The organism is Micromonospora sp. CMU55-4, assembly GCF_011602315.1.
In the GTDB taxonomy this organism is placed as follows: domain Bacteria; phylum Actinomycetota; class Actinomycetes; order Mycobacteriales; family Micromonosporaceae; genus Micromonospora; species Micromonospora chalcea.
This window is the reverse complement of the sequence record NZ_JAAOLH010000065.1, coordinates 1-346: the sequence shown is the minus strand read 5'-3', so window position 1 is coordinate 346 and position 346 is coordinate 1. Positions and strand designations below refer to the sequence as shown.

Annotated in this window: 1 pseudogene; it reads right to left on the bottom strand. The window is 61.8% G+C overall.

Annotated elements, in window-relative coordinates:
• A pseudogene (locus tag HA073_RS30265) lies at positions 1–346 on the bottom strand (hypothetical protein); the annotation flags it as partial.

Here is a 346-nt window from a genome sequence, read left to right as displayed (position 1 = left end):
TCAGTTGAAGCAGTCCTCGACGGTGTTGGCGCAGTTGGTGGGGTCGTTGTTGCTGATGAGGGACTTGTCGTCGAGCTTGACGCGTCCTTCGTTGTTGAGGACGCCGCCGGCGACGCGGTGGAGCTTGCTGGAGTCGGTGGCGGTGTTCTTGGTGACGTGGGTCTTGGTGAGGGTGATCTTGGCCTTGTTGTTGAAGATGCCGCCGCCGTTGAGGGCGGTGTTGGCCTTGATCTCGGTGTCGCGGATGGTGAGGGTGGCGTTGTCGTCCTTGTCGTGCTCGCGGGTGAGGAAGCCGTCCTCGATCTTGATGAGCCACTCACCGTTGTAGATGCCGCCGCCGAAGCGG